Below are 18486 nucleotides of genomic sequence, written 5' to 3'. Positions count from 1 at the left end.
GGACATCCAGAGGAAAGCGGGCTTTGCAGAGAGATATCCGTGTGAGCAAAGCCTTTTAGAACACGATGCAACTTTGTGTACGACATATTACCTGTTATGCCTATCCGGCAGCGGTAAGAGATAGTTATAACGAGCTTCGGTTAATGCCTGTAAGCGACAACAATCAGACCTGTCGTTCCTTTGAGCTTGACGTGGAGCCTAAAGCGCGCATTTTTAGCTACGAGTTACCAACCGGTACGGTACATCATTTTAACATCCGTGCCCCGCACAATGCACTGACTGTTCGTGCCTATTCAGAGGTTACCACGCATGTTCAAGACCCGTTCATAGGGCTGCAGATGCACGAGGACGACAGCGCGTTCTATGCCCGTGAAGGAGTGCGACAGCGCTTTTACGACTATCTGTCGCCAACTCGGCTAGTTCCTTTAACACCAGAGACCGATCGCATTGCGCAACTCGCCAGGCGACAGGCTGGAGGGCCGGCGACGGCCACCTTTCTGATTGCTCTCATTCGTCTACTCCATCGTGTGTTAGAGTATGCGCCCGGCTCTACACAAATTGATACCCCTATTCAACAGGTGCTGAAACAGAAGCGCGGTGTCTGCCAAGATTTTACGCATCTCATGCTGGCCATATGTCGCCGTCAGCGCATCCCCTCTCGTTATGTTAGTGGCTATATCTATACAGGCCATGGAACGAAGGAGCGTGGGTGGTCGGAAGAGAAACACCTCATCGGCGGGGATGTGATGCACGCTTGGGTAGAGTGTCTTCTGCCCGATGGGGCGTGGCATGGGTTTGACCCAACCAACAATCTGGTGGTGAACGGGCATTACATTAAGGTGCACCACGGCAGAGACTATAGCGATGTCTCGCCGATACGTGGGGTTTATCACGGACCGGCCGATCATCGTATGGAGACGAGCGTTCAGGTGTGGTTGGAGGAGGAAGGTTGAAAAGGATAGAGGCGATTATTCGGCCCAGTCGGCTCGATGCGGTGAAGATCGCTTTGGGCGAGATTGGGGTTACAGGTATGTCGGTGCAGGATGTGCGCGGAAGCGGACGTCAACAGGGGCATCGGGAGAGCTATCGGGGGGCGGAATACGCTATTCCGTTGCCCATTAAGGTGAAGTTAGAGATCGTAGCCCGTGATGAGGAGGTCGAAGCGATCGTAGAGACCATTCTGCGCCACGCTCGCACCGGCGAGCCAGGAGATGGCAAAATTTTCATTCTGCCGGCCGACGATGCGGTGCGTATTCGCACAGAGGAACGGGGCGAAGAGGCCATCTGATTTGCTATGGCCAAGGGAAGGTAGGAGTGGGTGTAAAGCGGTTGAAGATGGCCGGTACGGTGAAGAGAATAGCCATGATGAACTCGCCCAACACAGCTCCCAGAAAGAGAGGGCGCAGGCGTGCGTAGAGCTTCATGCCGCCATACCGGATGATCAGCGATTTTAAAACCCACGCAACAAGACAAGGAAACCAAAACACCATCATCGTCCAACTACCGGAGAGCGCATAGCCTAGAGGATGAAATGGAAACCAAGGCAAGCGGCTACGCAATGCGACTATCAGCACCGTTACCAAAATTCCTATCCCAAAATTGAGTATATCGAAGAACTGAATATTGGGGTTGGTGTGGTTCATGGTAGAGGCCGCATCGGTGAAAGCCCAAACCGGATTGCCCTGATAGACGTAGCTATACATTTGAACAGCGCCGTAGGTGTAGGGCAGGTGGATGCTGTAGTAGCCGGAAACAAGCAGGGCTGTGATGAATGCCAGTAGGAAAACCGGCACAAGAGTTCGACGGCGCACAGATAGACCATCGGCAAGTTTCATCGAGTCGAGGAAGCCGGTAAGAATCAGTCCGCGTTGGTCACGTAGCATCACCGCATCTAGAAAGGCTAAGGAGGTGAGATTCGCCGGACCTAGGTTGCGTAGATCACCTACCATTCGATAGATATCGGTGGGACGAAAGCAGGTTTCGGTCATCAACATGCCTGCCTCGGAGGTACTACGTGCCATGACGAGGGCGATAACGAATATGCCGACTCCGAGCTCGAAGAGAGCAAGCCAGTAGCTCATGCCCAGCAGGTGCAGCCATAACGCGAGCAGCAGTACACTGCCTACGAGGCCGAAGGTAGCAAAGCGATAGGGTAGCAACTCGTTCTCTTCACCCGGCAAACAGACGGGCCGCCTCCATGTCCACAAAGCGCTCCAGATAGCTCGAAGATAGGGACGTGCGGTGTAGATCATGTAGCCCACGAGCGTGAGATAACAGCCTATAAACTGGTAGCCCTGATAGGTTTTACAGCCGTACATGGGCATGGTAGGAAACTGATAGCCGAAGCGGGCTCCGAGAATGTCCTCCAGACGGGTCAGCAGAAAAAAGAACCACAGGGAAAAGAGAAGGTCGGAAGGCAGTAGGTAGAAAAAGCCAATGGCCATAAACGAGATATAGACATGAAAAAAGCCAATGGCGCTATTGTAGGGCGGTTGCGAAAAAAGCAAGCTGTTAAGATCGAAGTCGGTTGTGATGTCGGGCACAGCGGGGGCGTACTGATGTAGCCCTTTAAGGCCAAATACAAAAGCTGGGATGGCGAAGCCCAGCCACATGAGGCGATTCTTAAGGAAGCTTGGTTGAGTACTGCCCCCTATGGTGATGTTCTCTCCACGGATCATCTCTAAGGGAAGTTGCGCAAGAGGAAAGGTGAGACGCTCATTATCGGCCCATTGGCGTCTTAGGAGGGCGGCAAGGCAGAGAAAAGCAGTGAAGAGCAGCCCGACAAATAGCCCCCAAGCTGCAAGAGGAAAAGCCCAGAGTGCCCAAGGGATGTGCTCTCCTGGGCGTAGGCCATCGAAAAAGCGGGCGGCAACAAACTGTTTTGGAGGGCCGTGCGGATCCCAGGGAACCGCCCATTTCGGAATCCATTTAAAAAACATGCTGGCCCACCCGTTTGTGGGAGAAGCAAAGTAGTTTGGCACCACGAGGAGAGGGATGAGCTTCTCCATAATGCCGCGAGAAGAGACCATGGATGCCAACAGCATCATGACGTAGATGGTGTAGAGTTCATGTTGAGCCAAACTGAGGCGCTCCGAAAGCTTGCGGAGGATGGCTTGTATGCCTAAGATCAGGGCCAACATGCCCACTACGACAGGGGGAAGCTGCAGGTAGCCTATCTGAATTTTCCCGACGACGAGTTCGGCGTAGCAAACAAGCACACAAGTAACACCCACGCAGATAAGCCCAATGAGAAGCGCTTTCAAGCTAAGGGCACTTCGCGCGGGTGTCTCTTTAGATTGTGAAAGATTGCTGGGCGAAACCGCCATGCTTTCCTCCAGGAGCGCTAACTTCTGTAATACGAGGGCCTGGGCGACAAACCAGAGCTGTGGGCTTGAGCCGTGCTCATTATGTTTCGTATTAGCTAGCTCTGTCAAGCCGAAGCGAAGTCTTTTGGGCAGCGCTCTAAAAAGCCCTCTTGATCCTACATTTCCGTGCCGATAATGCCGATAATTTGGGAAGACTATAGCTTCTTCACAGTGCCTATGAGAGATAGGTACTTGCCATCAGGGTTTCGGCACCTCATGCGGAAACTCTACCAAGGTAAATTCTACGCAGGAGACGCTCACCTATGCTAGACCAAGCGCATGGACTTCGGGCTTTGGCAAGTCAGAATCGGGATGAGAGAAAGGCAGCTACAAGTCCATCTCTTACCGAGAAGAGCTCCGAGACGTTTGCGCAGGCCGTCGTCACCCCACCCGCGCAGGTGCGCAGAGCGCGCGTTATCGCTGTTACGAGCGGTAAAGGAGGGGTTGGCAAAACGAACTTTTCTTCCAACCTGTCCCTTGCTCTAGCCGAAACCGGCAACCGTGTGATCGTTGTGGATGCCGATCTCGGCTTGGCCAATCTCCATGTGGTGTTAGGCATCTACCCACAATATAACTTAGAGCACGTAACGCACGGCGATCGGTCGTTGCGCGAGGTACTTTGCCCAGGTCCTAACGGCATTCGCATTGTGGCTGGCGCCTCGGGATTAGCGGAACTTGCCGATCTCGATGCCATCCGTCGTGAAGCCCTTATTGAGAGCCTAGGAGAGCTTGATGCGTTAGCAGACGTCGTGCTTATAGACACAGGAGCCGGCTTGGCCCGAAATGTGCTGGCTTTCCTCTGTGCTGCCGGAGAGGTGTTGGTGGTTACCACGCCGGAGCCAACGGCCCTAACCGACGCCTACGCAATTATCAAAACGGTCTATCATGAGAACCCCCAGTCGCGCCTTATGCTGGCAGTCAATATGGCGCAAAACGAGGCAGAAGCCCGTTCCGCCCAGGAGCGCGTCGTCTCCATCGCACGCCGTTTTCTGGGAACAGAGGTGGTGTCTCTTGGAAGCATTCCTCACGACCCTGTAGTGGGGCAAGCTGTGCGAAACGGCAAACCGTTTTTATTGAGCTATCCCTCCTCGCCTGCGGCACGCGCCGTGCGAAAGATAGCCCATCAGCTTACCTACTCTGCCCCGGCACCGGCGGAAGTGGAAGGGGTAGGAGGACTCCTAAATCGCATGCAACGTTTCTTTAACAGGCATCTTGGAGGGCGTTAAGCTCGTCGGGTAAGCAGGAGTCCGAACGATCACAAAGTAAAGATTCAAAGTAAAGATTCATAGATATACCCCATTGGGGTGTATCTATTTCCAAAATTTTATCCACAGGGATAAGGCGTGTGAAGTCGTTGACCTCCCAACTACCAACTATATTAGGTGCATTTTCCGCCATGTTAGTCTCTTTTTTAAGTCTGCTAAATGGCACCTCGCCGGGAACTTGCCTCGCTCGTTCGACGGCGGCGTTTCTCGTGTTCGCCGGTTTCGGCCTTGTGCTGCGCTATGCGCTTACCGAAGGAACGCGAGAGGGGACGTTAGATTCTGCTCTGCTTGAGGAAGGAAGGGAAGAGACAGAGCCTAAGCTGGATGTCATTGTGCCAGGCACAACGGTGGCAGACCTGTTGGGAGTTAAGTCGGAAAATCAGAGGGAAGGAAATTCCAAACAATAATCGTTACTAAAGTCATACCGGAGCGCCGTACGTGAGAGCTTTGACGTCGGCGTTTCGCAATAAAGGAGTGAACCCGATGAGACCAGAAGATGTGCAAAGGGATTGGTATCGTTTCAAAGAGTTTCAAGATGAGAACGCTCGAGCGCGTTTAATACAACATTTCGCTTACTTGGTGAAGATCACAGCGGGACGGGTGATAGCGAATCTTCCGCCTAGCCTGGATCGAGAAGATCTGGTGAGCGCGGGAGCTTTAGGCTTGATCAAAGCCGTTGACCAGTACGACCCCTCGCGGCAAGTAAAGTTCGAAACTTATGCTATTGCCCTTATTCGTGGTGCTATTCTTGAAATGCTACGTGAGGACGACTGGGTACCCCGTTCGGCTCGTGAGCGCATCAAAATGTTGGAACGAACCTACAACCTTTTGGAGGCAAGACTTGGGCGCCCTGCCACAGAAGAGGAGGTGGCCGCCGAACTCCATATGGAGATGGATGAGTTCCACAAGCTGCTCATCGAGGCAGGGAGGTCCTCTCTGTTATCCTTAGAGGATGTTCTCGTTGGCAGTGAAAACGGCGAGAACCTCCACCTCTCCGATGTTATTCAAGACGAGCGTCTCTTGCCCTCTGTTGAGGCGGAGCTACAGGAACGCAAACATATGCTTGGCAAGGCGATCGATCGTCTGCCAGAACGGGAGCGTTTGGTGATATCCCTTTACTACTATGAGGGATTGACGTTTAAAGAGATCGGTCGTATCCTTTCGATCTCGGAGTCTCGAGTTTATCAGTTGCATACCCAGGCGGTCGTTCGATTGCAGGGGTACTTGCAGCGAGATAAGGAGCTTTTTCACTGATGGCCTCCGCTCTCCGCGGCGGGCATCGGTGAAGGAGGTAACAAATGGATCAAAGCGATTTACTTTCTATTCACCGAATCGAAAATACAGAAAGCATTCGCGAAGTGGGGCGAGAGCCGCGCCAGCGCCCTTCTCCGGAGCAGCATCAAGAGAAACCGCCAAAGAAGCAGGAAGAGGACACCACAGCTGAGGAGGACGTGGTAGAGCTAAGTGCCGATGCACTTGCAGGAACCACCATGGCGACGGATGAGACGATCGTGTCAGAAGAGGCCCCGGTTCTCTCCAAAACTCCTCATATAGATATTATCACCTAGTCATGAGAGAACTGCCTGCAAGAGAGATGTTTTTCGACGCCGTTTTGTGCCATATTATTCGTATTGAGAAAGGATGTTCCGTATGGAGTGGCAGGCCATAGGTTTTGCTCTGCAGATACTCCTGCTCACGGTAGGATGGGTTTTGTTTCAAAAAGCTCGCGCCGAGCTTTCCGTTCGTGCTATCGAGGCGCCTGTGCTTTCGGAGCTAAAGGGCTTGCAGCGGAATGTGAATCGGCTCATCGAGCAGCTGGAGGAGGCGTCGTTAGAGGCCTCTGTTCGGCTCGAGCGCAGCTGCGAAGAAGCGCGTGAGCTGTTGGCCTCCTTAGAGCGCCAGATAAAACGATATGAGGAGCTTGCGGAGCCAACAGCTGCGCTGACGCAGAGGAGCGGCAAGTCCCAAAAAGAGGGAGCGGTAAACCACGACCTCAAGGGCGCTCCCATCGAATCTTCACCAACGCCTACTAAAACCACCGCTCCAAAAGAGGCCATCTATGCCTTAGCGGAAAAAGGTATCCCTCCGGCTACTATAGCCCGTGAAGTAGGCGTATCCGAGGGCGAGGTGGAGACGTTGTTGGGGCTGAAACTGACCCATCGCTAAGAAGCCATTCCAAGCGGCCATCTCTTTCTAAACAAAATCCTTCATTAAGGAGACATTCTACCTTTGGCTTCCGTTTCCTTTCGTCAAGGCCAAGGCCTTGCTTGTTGTGGCTGGCGTCTCTCTCTTCGACAGGTCGCTGGAACTCTGTGTCTACTATTGCTACCTCTGCTGACAGGATGCCAAGGCGATAGCATTATCGCCCAAGTGGGCGGTCAGAGTATTAGCATGAAGCGCTATTACGATACCCTTGAAAACCTTACACAGGCCGATTTTAGCAACGCTCCCGATCTGCAGGCCGGTCCCCTAGCTCTGCTGTATCTCATTCGTGAAGCGGCTACCCAACAGCTTGCACAACAGAAGGGGTTCATTCCGTCGGACGATTTCATCGATCGAATTTTAGAGTATCAACGAGAAAAAGACCCCAATCTCGACGATAACATTAGACGTGGTCTAATCTCGGAAAGCCAGCTAAAAAAGCAACTCATACTTCTTTACGAGATTCTCACCATTGGTGCCGATACAGACCATGTAGATGAATCCCAACTGAAACAGATGTATGCCCGAGAAAAGAGCCAACTCGATCTGCCGGAGCGCTTTGTTGTGAGGATGCTCTTGGTTAAGAACGAACAAGATGGCATTGAAACGCTGAACCGGTTGAAAGCCACAGGGAATTTCGCGGCGGAGGCTCAACGCGAACGGGATGCCCCACCCTTCGACGGAGAAGAGATAACAGTAAGCGCCGAACAGGTGAAGCAGCAACAACCGCAACTTTACGAGGCTCTTGAAAAGCTCTCTCCCGGCCAGTTTGCCGATGCACCGATACCTCTCAAGCAGCCAGGGGCTCCAACACCTCTGTATGTGCTGGTGCAGCTCACGCATAAAATGCCTGCCAAGTCTATGAGTTACGAGCAGGTACGTCCGTTGCTGGTAGAGCAGTACCTTCAACAGGCCTTCCCACAGTACCAGCAGCATTTCTACCAAACTCTCACGGAGTATCTGAAAGGGCTTTTGGCACAAAATAAGATCGTCATCTACAACCAACGATATGCAAGTATCGTGTTAGTACACCTGAACCAGCTGTTGAATCAGCCTCCACCCGTGTCGACGCCTGCGCCCGCGCAATCGGTCCCTACACCTCCATCAATTCGTGGAGAGTATCGTGTCTATCGCGTGCCGATGCATGCGCCCTCGCAATCGGTCCCTACACCTCAGACGCCGCAGAGCAGTGCTCCTCCTAAGAGCGGTCCATAGGAAGACATGGTATGGTGACTCTGATCGGTTTGGGGCCTGGCGATCCCGATCTCATCTCGCGCGGGGCCGAACGTACCCTGCGCGAGGCCTCAGCTCAAAGCGCACTCTATCTACGTACTGAACGTCATCCGTGCGTGGCCGCTCTAAAGGAGTGGGGGCTTACGTTTGAGACCTTCGATAGCTTTTACGACACGGCCACAAGCTTTGAAGAGGTCTATCGGTCCATTGTCAACAGGCTATTAGATAGGGTCCATGCGGGAGATTCGGTGGCCTATGCCGTTCCAGGGCACCCGCTGCTCGGTGAGGAGAGCGTGCGCCTGTTGCTCGAACGACTTAACGCTGAAAACATTGCCTACCGCATTGTCTCCTCCTGTAGCTTCATCGAGGCGGTGCTAGCGGCAGCCCATCTCCCTCTATCGGAAGGGTGTGATGTGCGGGATGCACTGTCTCTGCAGCTCGATGATCGGGTGAGCCCTGAGGGTTATCCGTTAGGAGGACGCATTGACACTTCGCGAGGTCTACTGCTTTTTCAGGTGTTCGATAGAGCCTCGGCCTCTCATGCCAAACTGGCCCTCATGCGCTACTATCCTGACGATTGGCAGGTACTGCTCGTGCGCAATGCCGGTGTGCCCGCTATGGAGAGCGTTCAGACCATACCGCTTCATCAGCTCGATCGTCTCTCCATCGATCATCTGACCGCTGTCTATGTGCCGCCACTTCCGCCCTCGTTGCGTCCCAAGGATTTCTACGCGCTCGTAGGAGTTATGGCACGATTGCGTGCGCCTGATGGATGCCCCTGGGACCGCGAGCAGACGCACACCACATTGAAGCGGTATTTCGTCGAGGAGACCTATGAAGTTCTTGATGCGATAGATGCTAATGACCCGAATGCCCTCTGTGAAGAGCTTGGCGACGCCTTGCTGCAGACGGTTTTTCATGCCCAACTTGCTCGTGAGGAGGGACTGTTCACCATAGATGACGTTACAGCACATATTGTGGAGAAGCTAGTTCGCCGTCATCCGCACGTTTTTGGAACGACAGAGGTTGCCGATAGCGCGGAGGTGCTGCGCAATTGGGAACGCATTAAGCAGACGGAAAAGAGTGAAAATGTCGCACAAGCCAAATCGCTTCTGGACGGAATCCCGAAGGGATTGCCGGCGTTGATGTACGCGATGGAGCTGAGCAAGCGGGTTGTAAAAGTGGGGTTTGAATGGCCGGGTCTGGCGCAGGTGCTGGCTAAAGTGGATGAAGAGTGGGAAGAGCTCAAGAGAGAGCTGACGGCTGCCGAACCCGATCAGGAGCGAGTGGCCGCCGAGTTAGGGGATCTGCTGTTTACCCTAGTCCAGGTAGCGCGTAAACAGAACCTCGATGCCGAGGATGCGCTGCGGACGATGTTGCGACGGTTTGAGATGCGGTTTCGTTATATGGAGCGCTGTGCAGCAGAGATGGGCCGTTCCCTAAAGGAGATGAATCTCGAGGAGCTTGATACTTTGTGGGAAGAGGCCAAACGCCAGGAATCCCTCTAAAGCCCGGCCTTAACAAGATCGTTTACCCGTAACAGCCCTAGGCAGATGCCCTCCTCTGTAAGAACAGGGGCTACCGAAATGGGACGTGGACGCTGGGTCATTTTTTGGAGGGCCTCATAGGCGAGCTGGTCAGGCGCAAGGGTTAAGATAGGATTTGGGTTCATCATATCCGCTGCGGTTAATTTGAAGCTCTCTTGTTGATACTTTAGAAAGGCTTGACGCAAGTCCGATTCGGCGATCAATCCGAGCAGGTGGTTGGTATCATCAAGTACGCACACAGCTCCCATATGCCCGGCGGTAAGTTCGCAGACAACCTCTTGAAAGGAGGCGTTGGGTGCCACGTGGGGCAAGGCGCTCCCGTTGGGGGGCAGCAGATCCTGGACGCGCAGGGTGAGGCGGCGCCCAAGGCGCCCGCCGGGGTGATTGCGAGCATACTCCTCTGGGCTTAGATGACGTCGGCGTTGAAGCGCCATGGCGAGCGCGTCGCTGAGGGCAAGTGCGGCGACAACGCTTGTGGTGGGGGCGAGATTCAGTGGACATATTTCGCGCTCCACCGAGGCATCGAGAGTAACATGAGCGTAGCGTGCAAGGGTGGAGTGAAGATTGCCGGTGATGGCGATAAGGGGGATATCACGTGCTCGTAGCAGAGGAAGGAGGGTAAGAAGCTCTTCACTTTCACCGCTATTGCTCAACGCGATCACCACATCTTCACGGGTTACCAGCCCTAAGTCGCCGTGGAGCGCCTCGGTGGGGTGGAGAAACACGGCGGGCTGTCCAATAGAGGTGAGCGTAGCTGCCAGCTTGCGAGCGATGATACCGGATTTACCAACACCGGTTGTGATCACCTTGCCTTGGCAGGCTTCGAGAAGGAAAAGCGCCTGAGCAAAGGTCTCTCCAATGCGTGCCGAGAGACGATGCACCGCTTCCGCCTCAACACGGAGCGCCTCTCTCGCGAACTGGAGAGCCTCGTTCTCTTCCTGGGAGAATCTGTCCTCTTGTTGCATACTTCTCATTGTACCCCGATGTGCAGCCCGAGCGCAGCCACACTTGACGGAATTTGTTGCGGAGTGTATAATGCCATTATGTACGTTATGTGCGATTCAATGTTGCAAGCTCGGCCTGAGTGCCGATTTCTGCATAGAGCGACGAGGGCTACCGACAATAGACGTAGGCAGTGCACGTCTTAGCCTTTCAAGAGGGGCGTATGAGTGGATAGGCCCGATTGCCTATGATAAAACCTTTTAACAGACTGCTGCGTTCGCGGCCGCTTCTCGCATTCCATGAGCGCCAAAAGAATCAGGAACGAAACCTGAACCGTATCTTCTCGCCCCTCCTGATCGTTGGCACCATTCTCCTTTTGACGCTTCTGCTGGCCTATCAGCCGGGAGCAGGGCATATCTATCTGCGCGTTGGCGAGGTAAGCCCTCGAGAAATACGCGCCAGCCGCAGTGTGTTCTATGTCGATACCACTAAAACACACCGTCTTCAAGAAGCCGCTGCCGAGGCGGTGCACCCCGTGTTTGACCCCGACGACAAGGCCAATGTGGAGGCGATGCGCACGGTGGCACAGCTCTTTGAACGGATGCAGACCGAGCGTGCTGCCCTCCAAGCGCATAACCCTATTCATGCAGTAAACCTTCATAATGCGGTTGTCTCTTCTCAATTTACCTCCTTACTGCCTTCCGATGCCTTGCGTCGTATGCTGACACTGCCCGAACCGGTGTTTCAGCGCCTGCAACAGGTCACGAGTCGCCTCGTGAGCACAGCAATGGAGCGCGAAATACGAGACCAAGGGACGGACTTAAAGGATGCTATCGTCCAAACCAGTGAAGCGCTCGACAACGCCCTGCCAGACGCCCAAGACCGCGTGATAGCTCGTATGGTCATCGCACATGCTCTGCGGCCCAATCTGCATTTCAACGCGCTGAAAACAGCGCGAGCGCGTGAGGCCGCTATGCACTCTGTGCGTCCCTATATTGACCGCGTCTTCATGGGCGATCGCATTCTGGCGCCGGGCGAGATCGTTACCCAACAGGCTTTGGATAAGCTCACTGCGCTCGGTCTGGTGAACCCGCGCGAAGAGTTAGCAACGAACGTGGCGATTGCTATATTGACCGTTCTTATGGTTCTGGCCATTAACTACTACATCGCTGTGAACCTACCTCAGGTCTATAGAAACCGCAGGCGCATGGCGCTGCTGTGGACGATCGTCGTACTGGCCGTGTTTGGTCTCAAAGCAGGAGCGGTGCTGTTCGGCATGACCGTGGCTAACGGTCAGCCTGGCTATCTCAGCATCGCAAGCGTAACGGCAATGGGCATGTTAGTATGTGCCCTTATTGATATGAACTTGGCTGTGCTGTTAGTGGCTGTGATGGCCGCATTAACCGGCATTTTGATGAATCATGAGGTGCGCTTTACCGTAATGACCTTGGTGAGTGGGCTTGTTGGGATTATGGGCGTGCAGGTAACGAAGCGCAAAAACCGACTGCTCATGTTGCTCCTCACCTTGGCCATCGTGAATGTGGCTATGGTATGGCTACTGGGAATGCTCTTCGACGACGAGACGGCAGATATGCTGCGGGGCACCTTATGGGCGGTTATTTTAACGGCGCCAGTAGCCACTTTCCTCTATTGGATCGGCACGTTGGCCCTCGAAAAACCTTTTGGTCTCTTAACTCCTTTTCTTCTTATGGAGCTCTCTTCCACCGATCATCCTCTGTTACAGAAACTTTGTGCACTGGCCCCAGGCACCTATGCTCACAGCATGATGGTGGGGACGCTGGCGGAAGCAGCGGCAAGAGCCATAGGAGCCGATGCACTGTTGTGTCGGATTGGGGGCTACTATCACGATATCGGTAAGATGGATCACCCGGAGTTCTTCGTGGAGAACCAGCGGCGTGAAAACGTTCATAGTCGTTTAAGTCCCTCTTTATCTGCGATTATCATCATCGCTCACGTGCGTGATGGCGTGAAGATCGCCAAAGCCGCAAGATTACCACAGGAGATATGCGACATTATCGAGCAGCATCACGGCACGACGCTCATTAGTTATTTTTATCATCGTGCTCTTATGGATAATGGGGGAGGCGATGAGATACCCCTCGGTTTTGAAAAGCGATTCCGATACCCCGGCCCCAAGCCACAGACCCGAGAAGCTGCCATTGTCATGATGGCAGATTCGGTGGAAGCGGCAGCGCGTAGCTTGGAAAACCCCGATCCAGAACAGCTGCATCGGCTTGTGGAAGAGATCCTTCATCATAAAGCCGAGGATGGGCAGTTCGACGAATGCCCCTTAACATTTCGGGACATGCGCTTGATTTCTGATGCGTTTTTGCGAATCCTTCAAGCCATTTGTCATCGTCGCGTACCCTATCCGGACCAAGGTAACGCCGTCGTGAAACCGGACACACTTGCAACTTTTGATGCAAACCTTCCCATTGAGCAGGAGATCGAGAGAAAGGATGTTAGCTCTTCGTTGCTGCTTGAACCCTATGTAGATACCGAAGCATCGGTACTCTCCTCGATCGTCCCTGAAGCAGCGGAGGCCGAACGAGAAACCTATGCCCATCGTGATTTGTCGCAACTATCCCAAGAGAGTTCCGACACTGCCGCTTCGACGCGCCGTTCGTCAACTCCTTCAAAGCGAAGGAAGGAGTCGCGCCGAAGTGAGCATTCTACTGACAAATGATACCGAAGTGCATCAGCTTAACCTCCTATATAGAGGAAAAGACTCCCCGACCGATGTGCTCTCATTTGGCCAGTACACCGCGCCGTCAGATCGGGTGTCCCTTCTGTCTACCGATGGTCTTCCTCTGCTGCTAGGCGACGTCGTTATCTCTGTGGATACGGCCATTCGCCAGGCGCAACAGCACAGCCTTGCCCTCGCGGATGAGCTGGCCTTGTTAGCCGTACACGGCACGCTTCATCTTCTTGGTTATGAGGACGAAACGGAGCAAGGAGCTGCTATCATGCGCCTGAAAGAGCGTGAAATCCTGGGAGTCTCCCTAGACCCAGTGGAGAAGTTATGAGCCAAGAAAAGATAGAGACGTCTTCTGTGGATCGGGAGCTTGCAGTGCCAACGCGCCGCTCTCGTCCTAAACGCATCGATGGTTCAGACCAGGTTGAACCAGCAATAAGGCCCCTATCGGCTCTACGATCGCTTCTCAACTATTTCGGGAACGATGACAGTTCAACCGCGCGGCGTGCGGGCGCTTTCGTCGGTTTTCGGAACGCACAGGACGGCATTTTGCACTGCTTTCGTACCCAGCGAAACATGCGAATTCACTTCATCGTGCTCGTGGCCGTTCTGCTTTCGGGTTTGCTGCTTAATTTTGATAACCGCGACATGCTCGTTCTACTTTTTGCCATTACGCTGGTTATCGTTTCAGAGATGTTCAATACGGCGGTCGAGATCATCGTGGATATGGTGACCGAGCACTATAGCCCGGCAGCGAAGCTGGCAAAGGATGTGGCCGCTGGGGCAGTGCTGCTTTCTGCTATGAACGCTATCATTGCCGGGACTCTCATCTTCTTTGGTCAGAAAAAGTTGGTGCAGATTCAAGAGCAGATGCGTCAGAACACAGGGCCCGACATCGTGCAAGTGGTCGTTATTGGGGTGGTAGCGCTCGCTTTATTAGTCATTATCTCCAAACTGCTCAGCAATACGGGCTCCCCTTGGCATGGGGGCATCATCAGTGGACATACGGCGCTGGGCTTTCTCCTGGCTATGACCATCTTCTTTACGGCTGCCAACTCCTATATTGCTGTGCTCGCCGTGTTGTTGGCTGTGCTCATCGCGCATAGCCGAGTAGAAGCAGGAGTTCATTCCGTGCGAGAAGTCATCCTCGGTGCGGTTATCGCCATTTTTCTGACCTCCTTGGTCTTTCGACTCATGCCGCTCGTTCGTAGCTGGACAATGCATCGCATAACATCGCCTGCTGCAGCGGTGCACAACGTCGGTAAGACCTCTGGCCAGCTTTCGCAGAATCTGCATAGAGTACGTGAGAGCGGTTTAGATCCGGCTTCGAGCCATTAACCATGTTTGCCATGAACCGAAAAAAGAGACATCGTTCTGAACGACCATCAGAGAAAGAGGTTCCGAGTCCGCAGCCCCAAACCGGCATGCGCTGGATATGGGGCGTTGTGGTGGGGATGGTGCTTATAGGGGCGACTCAGGCGTTACTGGCTCATCCAAACGATCATCTTACGGTCTCTTCTGTAGAGGTTGCAACCTCCCTAAGACCTTCTCAAATGCTCATCGCGCTTGTTATCGCGTTCCTGTTCATTCTGGTAAACGGTCTGTTTGCCATGGCTGAGTATGCGCTCATCATGGTACGTAAAACCCGGCTACATCAGCTCGCAGACGAGGGGGTGCGAAGCGCCCAGCTGGCGCTGAAGATGACATCGGGGGAACAGCTCACTCGGCTTATGGCCACGATACAGATCGGGGTTACCGTGGTCGCTACACTCTCCTCGGGGCTGGCCGCTAGTAGCACAGTGGCACCCCTAGCTCACTGGTTACGAACGCATCTTCCTACAGAGTTTACCCCCTATGCGGGTACCGTTGCCCTGCTGGTCGTTACATTGCCTGTTGCGGTATTAACGCTCGTTATCGGAGAGGTTGCGCCGAAGAGTTTAGGCCTGCAGTATGCGGAGCGCATTGCGCTGGTGGCCGTCTATCCGCTTAGCTGGTTGCAAACCCTACTTGTGCCCGCCGTCTCGCTGCTTACCATCCTCTCTAACTTCGTGCTAAAGCCGTTTGGCGGGACGGCGAGCTTCTCCCCACCGGCGATTAACGAAGAGGAGATCAAGCTGTTGGTGGAAGCCAGCGAAAAGCAAGGAGTTCTGGAAGCCGAAGAGACCGAGATGATCGAGTCGATCCTCGATTTCGGCGATACTCCAGTACGTAAGGTAATGACCCCGCGCATTGACATTACGGCCTTTGAGATAGGAGGATCGCTATCGGAGCTTATTCGCCTTATCGGCGAGTCGGGACATTCGCGTATTCCGATCTATGAAGGAGATATGGACAACATTATCGGCATCGTCCATGCGAAGGATCTGCTTGGTCTCGCCGTAAACACGGAGGTGGGTGAGCAGGACATACGACGCATCATGCGTCCGGCCTATTTCATTCCAGAGACCAAGAAGATAGGGGAGCTGCTGTCGGAGTTCCGTAGAAGCCGCCAACAGATCGCTATCGTGCGCGATGAATATGGTGTCACGTCTGGATTGGTCACCATCGAAGACCTCCTCGAGGAGATAGTGGGCGATATTCAGGATGAGTACGATACGGAAGAGCCTATGGTTCATGAGATTGATAGTCATACCTATCTTCTCGATGGACGCATGAGCCTAGAGGATATCAACGAGCGATTTGAACTCCATTTGCCTGAGGAAGAGGCCGATACCATCGGTGGGTTTGTTTTTGCCCTTTTAGGGCGGCAGGCACAAGCAGGAGAAGAGGTCGCTTACGAGGATATTCGATTCCGTGTGGAAGCCACAGATGGGCGGCGTATTACCAAAGTGAAAATGGAGTTGCCAATGCCACGTCAAGAGGAGGGCGAGGTGATGGATGACGAGCATGCATTGATGAACGATGAGAATGAAGGAAAACCGAGCGGTTTGGAGAGATAGAGCCATGCCAAGTGAGTTACACAGCTATATGGAAGATTTTCTGAGCTATATTGCGCGGGAACGTGGCTTTTCACAAAACACGGTGGCAGGCTATCGTAACGATTTAGGGCAGTTTCTCCTCTTAGCCATGCAGCGAGGTGTCCGCACCGTGGCCGATCTAACAGAGACACATGTGCTGGCTTGGATTGCACAGATGCAGGAGCAGAAGTTTTCTGAAAACAGCATTGCGCGAAAGCTTGGGGCTCTGCACTCTTTCGCTCGCTATCTGGTAGTGGCCGGCGCTCGCAAAGACGATTTCATGGCTAACATCCCTAGCCGAAAACGCCCAGCGAGGTTGCCACGTGCGCTTTCGATGGATAGCGTGGAGCGCTTGCTGCATATTCCAGACCCTCAAGACCCTCGTTCCTTGCGTGATCAGGCGCTTTGTGAGCTGCTGTATGCCACGGGGCTAAGAGTCTCCGAGCTTTGCGCTCTCACTGTAGACGATGTGGATTGGGAGGCAGGCATGATCCGCTGCTACGGCAAGGGGCGCAAAGAGCGACTCGTGCCGATGGGAAAGACAGCTGCCGAATATCTAGCGCTCTATTTGGAAAAGAGGCGACAGGTGTTGCAAACCGGTCAGGAGCCCGTTCCACGCGAGCGTAGGCGGGGACGACCACGCGCCACCGGAATCGGGCTGAAGGAGGCAGCAAGCCCTTATCTATTCCCGAACCAGCGCGGCGGCATGTTAACCCGTGTGCAGGTTCGGCTGATATTACGTGAACGGGCTGCCAAAGCGGAGATTAATGAGCCAGTCTCCCCTCACGTCATCCGCCACTCTTTTGCCACCCACCTGTTGTCGCAAGGGGCCGATCTGCGCACCATTCAAGAGCTTTTAGGGCATCGCCAAATTACCACCACCGAAATCTATACCCACGTCAGCAATCTTCGCCTAAAAGAGGTCTACAAACAGAAGCACCCGCGAGCGAGGTAACGAACAGCAGACCTGTTGTCAATGCAAAATGTCTCCGACTCGGATAGACGAGTCGGGGAGAGAACGTGCCACGCGATGCTCAGTTCCTCCTAAGGCGATGAACGATGGAGAGGTAGGCCTCGGCAGCGCGGTCTATCTCATCGAAGGTATTGTGACGGCCAATGCTAAAGCGAATGCCGCTGGCTGCAAGAGAGGGCGGAAGTCCGAGAGCTAGCAGGACGTGAGAAGGCTCAATGGAGCCAGAAGAGCAGGCGGCACCGCTAGAGACAGCGATACCAAGTCGGTCGAGGTTCATCAGCAAGGTCGCACCCTCGATGCCTTCCACGGAAGCGTTAAGAATGCTAGGAAGGCGGTGGCTGAGATGGCCATTGATACGGAGCTCCGAGCACCCCTCTAGGAGTTTCTGCTGGAGCCTATCGCGAAGCGCGGCGATGGTTACGGCGTCTTTTGGACGCCGCGTCCGCGCAAGCTCTGCCGCCTTACCAAAGCCAACGAGGGCCGCCACATTCTCGGTGCCGGCTCGTTTTTCTCTTTCCTGTGCACCTCCGTGGAGGATGGGGGATACTTTAAGTCCCTGACGAATGTAGAGAGCGCCAGCCCCTTTAGGCCCGTAGAGTTTGTGGGCGCTAAGAGAAAGAAGGTCGCAATTTAGTTCGTGCACGTGGATCGGAAGCAGCCCCGCCGTTTGCACGGCGTCGGTGTGAAAGAGCACCCCCCGCTCATGCGCGATCGCGGCTATCTCCGCTATCGGCTGAATCGTTCCGATCTCGTTGTTTGCATGCATTATGGAGACAAGTGTCGTAGAGTCTGTAATGGCCTCGGCAACGGCCTGCGGTTCTACCTGCCCGTCAGAGTTTACCGGTACGACCGTTACTTGATAGCCCAGCGTTTCCAGAAAGTGTGCGGAATGAAGCACCGCATGGTGTTCAATGGCGGAGACCACCAGATGGTTTTTAGTGGGGGGCGCAGCGAGCATCGTACCGATGATGGCTAGGTTGTCGGCCTCGGTGCCGCTTGAGGTGAAGTAGATTTCACTGTAATCGGCGCCGATAAGAGCGGCCACCGAATCGCGAGCCGAATCGAGCGCGGCTCGCGCCTCACGTCCAAGCCGATGAATGCTGGAGGGGTTACCAAAGCCCTCTTGAAGCCAGGGCAACATCGCCTCTAACACCTCTGGCTCGATAGGGGTGGTAGCTGCATGATCTAGATAGATTATCTCTTTCGTTCCCACAGCAGGTTTTCCAGCAACACAAAAACAATAGGGCCATTAAGCCCTTTAGAATATACCGGTATACTCTACTCAT

Annotated in this window: 17 protein-coding genes; 14 read left to right on the top strand and 3 right to left on the bottom strand. The window is 54.0% G+C overall.

What is annotated here, in order from left to right:
* Window positions 1–65 precede the first annotated feature (65 nt).
* Both CCALI_RS04895 and CCALI_RS04890 read left to right on the top strand, forming a co-directional pair.
* Entirely contained in the window at window positions 66–953 is an 888-nt protein-coding gene (locus CCALI_RS04895) for a transglutaminase family protein (RefSeq protein ID WP_016482368.1), read from the top strand.
* Window positions 950–1288: a P-II family nitrogen regulator gene (locus CCALI_RS04890; protein WP_016482367.1), complete on the top strand. Its 339-nt coding sequence runs from the start codon at window positions 950–952 to the stop codon at window positions 1286–1288. The genes CCALI_RS04895 and CCALI_RS04890 overlap by 4 nt, the downstream gene beginning before the upstream one ends.
* A gap of 4 nt (window positions 1289–1292) precedes the next feature.
* Here CCALI_RS04890 and CCALI_RS04885 read toward each other — a convergent pair whose 3' ends face one another.
* A complete protein-coding gene (locus CCALI_RS04885; protein WP_016482366.1) occupies window positions 1293–3326 on the bottom strand; it encodes a DUF6785 family protein in 2034 nt (677 codons plus the stop codon).
* A gap of 302 nt (window positions 3327–3628) precedes the next feature.
* Between CCALI_RS04885 and CCALI_RS04880 the strand changes: the two genes are divergently transcribed.
* The 7 genes from CCALI_RS04880 (at window position 3629) to yabN (ending at window position 9573) form a co-directional block, all read left to right on the top strand.
* A complete protein-coding gene (locus CCALI_RS04880) occupies window positions 3629–4591 on the top strand; it encodes a P-loop NTPase (protein ID WP_016482365.1) in 963 nt (320 codons plus the stop codon).
* Window positions 4592–4761: 170 nt separating this feature from the next.
* A complete protein-coding gene (locus CCALI_RS04870; RefSeq protein WP_016482364.1) occupies window positions 4762–5037 on the top strand; it encodes a hypothetical protein in 276 nt (91 codons plus the stop codon).
* Window positions 5038–5113: 76 nt separating this feature from the next.
* Window positions 5114–5884 (top strand): FliA/WhiG family RNA polymerase sigma factor, encoded by a 771-nt coding sequence (locus CCALI_RS04865; protein WP_016482363.1) that lies wholly within the window; start codon window positions 5114–5116, stop codon window positions 5882–5884.
* Between the two features lie 44 nt (window positions 5885–5928).
* On the top strand, window positions 5929–6198 hold the full coding sequence (locus CCALI_RS04860; protein WP_016482362.1) for a hypothetical protein: 270 nt from the start codon (window positions 5929–5931) through the stop codon (window positions 6196–6198).
* A gap of 82 nt (window positions 6199–6280) precedes the next feature.
* On the top strand, window positions 6281–6796 hold the full coding sequence (locus CCALI_RS04855; protein ID WP_016482361.1) for a hypothetical protein: 516 nt from the start codon (window positions 6281–6283) through the stop codon (window positions 6794–6796).
* A 63-nt stretch (window positions 6797–6859) separates the two neighbouring features.
* Window positions 6860–8047, top strand: a complete 1188-nt coding sequence (locus CCALI_RS04850; RefSeq protein WP_016482360.1) for a peptidyl-prolyl cis-trans isomerase — start codon at window positions 6860–6862, stop codon at window positions 8045–8047.
* Between the two features lie 11 nt (window positions 8048–8058).
* The gene (gene yabN, locus CCALI_RS04845; protein ID WP_016482359.1) at window positions 8059–9573 is read left to right on the top strand and encodes a bifunctional methyltransferase/pyrophosphohydrolase YabN; all 1515 of its coding nucleotides are present in this window, start codon (window positions 8059–8061) and stop codon (window positions 9571–9573) included.
* On the opposite strand, the gene CCALI_RS04840 is transcribed toward yabN, so the two are convergent.
* Complete coding sequence (locus CCALI_RS04840) at window positions 9570–10577, bottom strand: KpsF/GutQ family sugar-phosphate isomerase (RefSeq protein ID WP_016482358.1); 1008 nt, start codon at window positions 10575–10577, stop codon at window positions 9570–9572. The genes yabN and CCALI_RS04840 overlap by 4 nt on opposite strands.
* Window positions 10578–10801: 224 nt before the next feature.
* Between CCALI_RS04840 and CCALI_RS14875 the strand changes: the two genes are divergently transcribed.
* From CCALI_RS14875 to CCALI_RS04820, 5 genes are read left to right on the top strand one after another with little or no spacing between them, the layout of a single operon-like run.
* Complete coding sequence (locus CCALI_RS14875) at window positions 10802–13261, top strand: HD family phosphohydrolase (protein WP_016482357.1); 2460 nt, start codon at window positions 10802–10804, stop codon at window positions 13259–13261.
* Window positions 13143–13601: an rRNA maturation RNase YbeY gene (gene ybeY / locus CCALI_RS04835; RefSeq protein WP_231725953.1), complete on the top strand. Its 459-nt coding sequence runs from the start codon at window positions 13143–13145 to the stop codon at window positions 13599–13601. Before CCALI_RS14875 ends, ybeY begins: the two co-directional genes overlap by 119 nt.
* Window positions 13598–14608, top strand: coding sequence for a diacylglycerol kinase (locus CCALI_RS14870; protein ID WP_016482355.1), 1011 nt, complete (start codon window positions 13598–13600; stop codon window positions 14606–14608). The genes ybeY and CCALI_RS14870 overlap by 4 nt, the downstream gene beginning before the upstream one ends.
* Before the next feature lie 11 nt (window positions 14609–14619).
* Window positions 14620–16209 carry a hemolysin family protein gene (locus CCALI_RS04825; protein WP_172636627.1) on the top strand — a complete coding sequence of 530 codons (1590 nt, stop codon included), beginning with the start codon at window positions 14620–14622 and terminating at the stop codon, window positions 16207–16209.
* A gap of 4 nt (window positions 16210–16213) precedes the next feature.
* Entirely contained in the window at window positions 16214–17182 is a 969-nt protein-coding gene (locus tag CCALI_RS04820) for a tyrosine recombinase (protein ID WP_016482353.1), read from the top strand.
* Between the two features lie 79 nt (window positions 17183–17261).
* Here the strand turns inward: CCALI_RS04820 and CCALI_RS04815 are convergent, their stop codons facing one another.
* On the bottom strand, window positions 17262–18413 hold the full coding sequence (locus tag CCALI_RS04815; protein WP_016482352.1) for a cysteine desulfurase family protein: 1152 nt from the start codon (window positions 18411–18413) through the stop codon (window positions 17262–17264).
* Window positions 18414–18486: the final 73 nt, after the last annotated feature.

Source organism: Chthonomonas calidirosea T49 (genome assembly GCF_000427095.1).
In the GTDB taxonomy this organism is placed as follows: Bacteria; Armatimonadota; Chthonomonadetes; order Chthonomonadales; family Chthonomonadaceae; genus Chthonomonas; species Chthonomonas calidirosea.
Note: the sequence above shows the minus strand (reverse complement) of the source record. Positions and strands in the feature narration are given on the sequence as shown.

Bases quoted from the DNA above. Each gene is read 5' to 3' on its own strand.
- yabN (WP_016482359.1), top strand. From the start codon at position 8,059: ATGGTGACTCTGATCGGTTTGGGGCCTGGCGATCCCGATCTCATCTCG.
- CCALI_RS04870 (WP_016482364.1), top strand. From the start codon at position 4,762: ATGTTAGTCTCTTTTTTAAGTCTGCTAAATGGCACCTCGCCGGGAACT.
- CCALI_RS14870 (WP_016482355.1), top strand. From the start codon at position 13,598: ATGAGCCAAGAAAAGATAGAGACGTCTTCTGTGGATCGGGAGCTTGCA.
- CCALI_RS04840 (WP_016482358.1), bottom strand. From the start codon at position 10,577: ATGCAACAAGAGGACAGATTCTCCCAGGAAGAGAACGAGGCTCTCCAG.
- CCALI_RS04860 (WP_016482362.1), top strand. From the start codon at position 5,929: ATGGATCAAAGCGATTTACTTTCTATTCACCGAATCGAAAATACAGAA.
- CCALI_RS14875 (WP_016482357.1), top strand. From the start codon at position 10,802: ATGATAAAACCTTTTAACAGACTGCTGCGTTCGCGGCCGCTTCTCGCA.
- CCALI_RS04855 (WP_016482361.1), top strand. From the start codon at position 6,281: ATGGAGTGGCAGGCCATAGGTTTTGCTCTGCAGATACTCCTGCTCACG.
- CCALI_RS04880 (WP_016482365.1), top strand. From the start codon at position 3,629: ATGCTAGACCAAGCGCATGGACTTCGGGCTTTGGCAAGTCAGAATCGG.
- CCALI_RS04895 (WP_016482368.1), top strand. From the start codon at position 66: ATGCAACTTTGTGTACGACATATTACCTGTTATGCCTATCCGGCAGCG.
- CCALI_RS04820 (WP_016482353.1), top strand. From the start codon at position 16,214: ATGCCAAGTGAGTTACACAGCTATATGGAAGATTTTCTGAGCTATATT.
- CCALI_RS04825 (WP_172636627.1), top strand. From the start codon at position 14,620: ATGAACCGAAAAAAGAGACATCGTTCTGAACGACCATCAGAGAAAGAG.
- CCALI_RS04885 (WP_016482366.1), bottom strand. From the start codon at position 3,326: ATGGCGGTTTCGCCCAGCAATCTTTCACAATCTAAAGAGACACCCGCG.
- CCALI_RS04865 (WP_016482363.1), top strand. From the start codon at position 5,114: ATGAGACCAGAAGATGTGCAAAGGGATTGGTATCGTTTCAAAGAGTTT.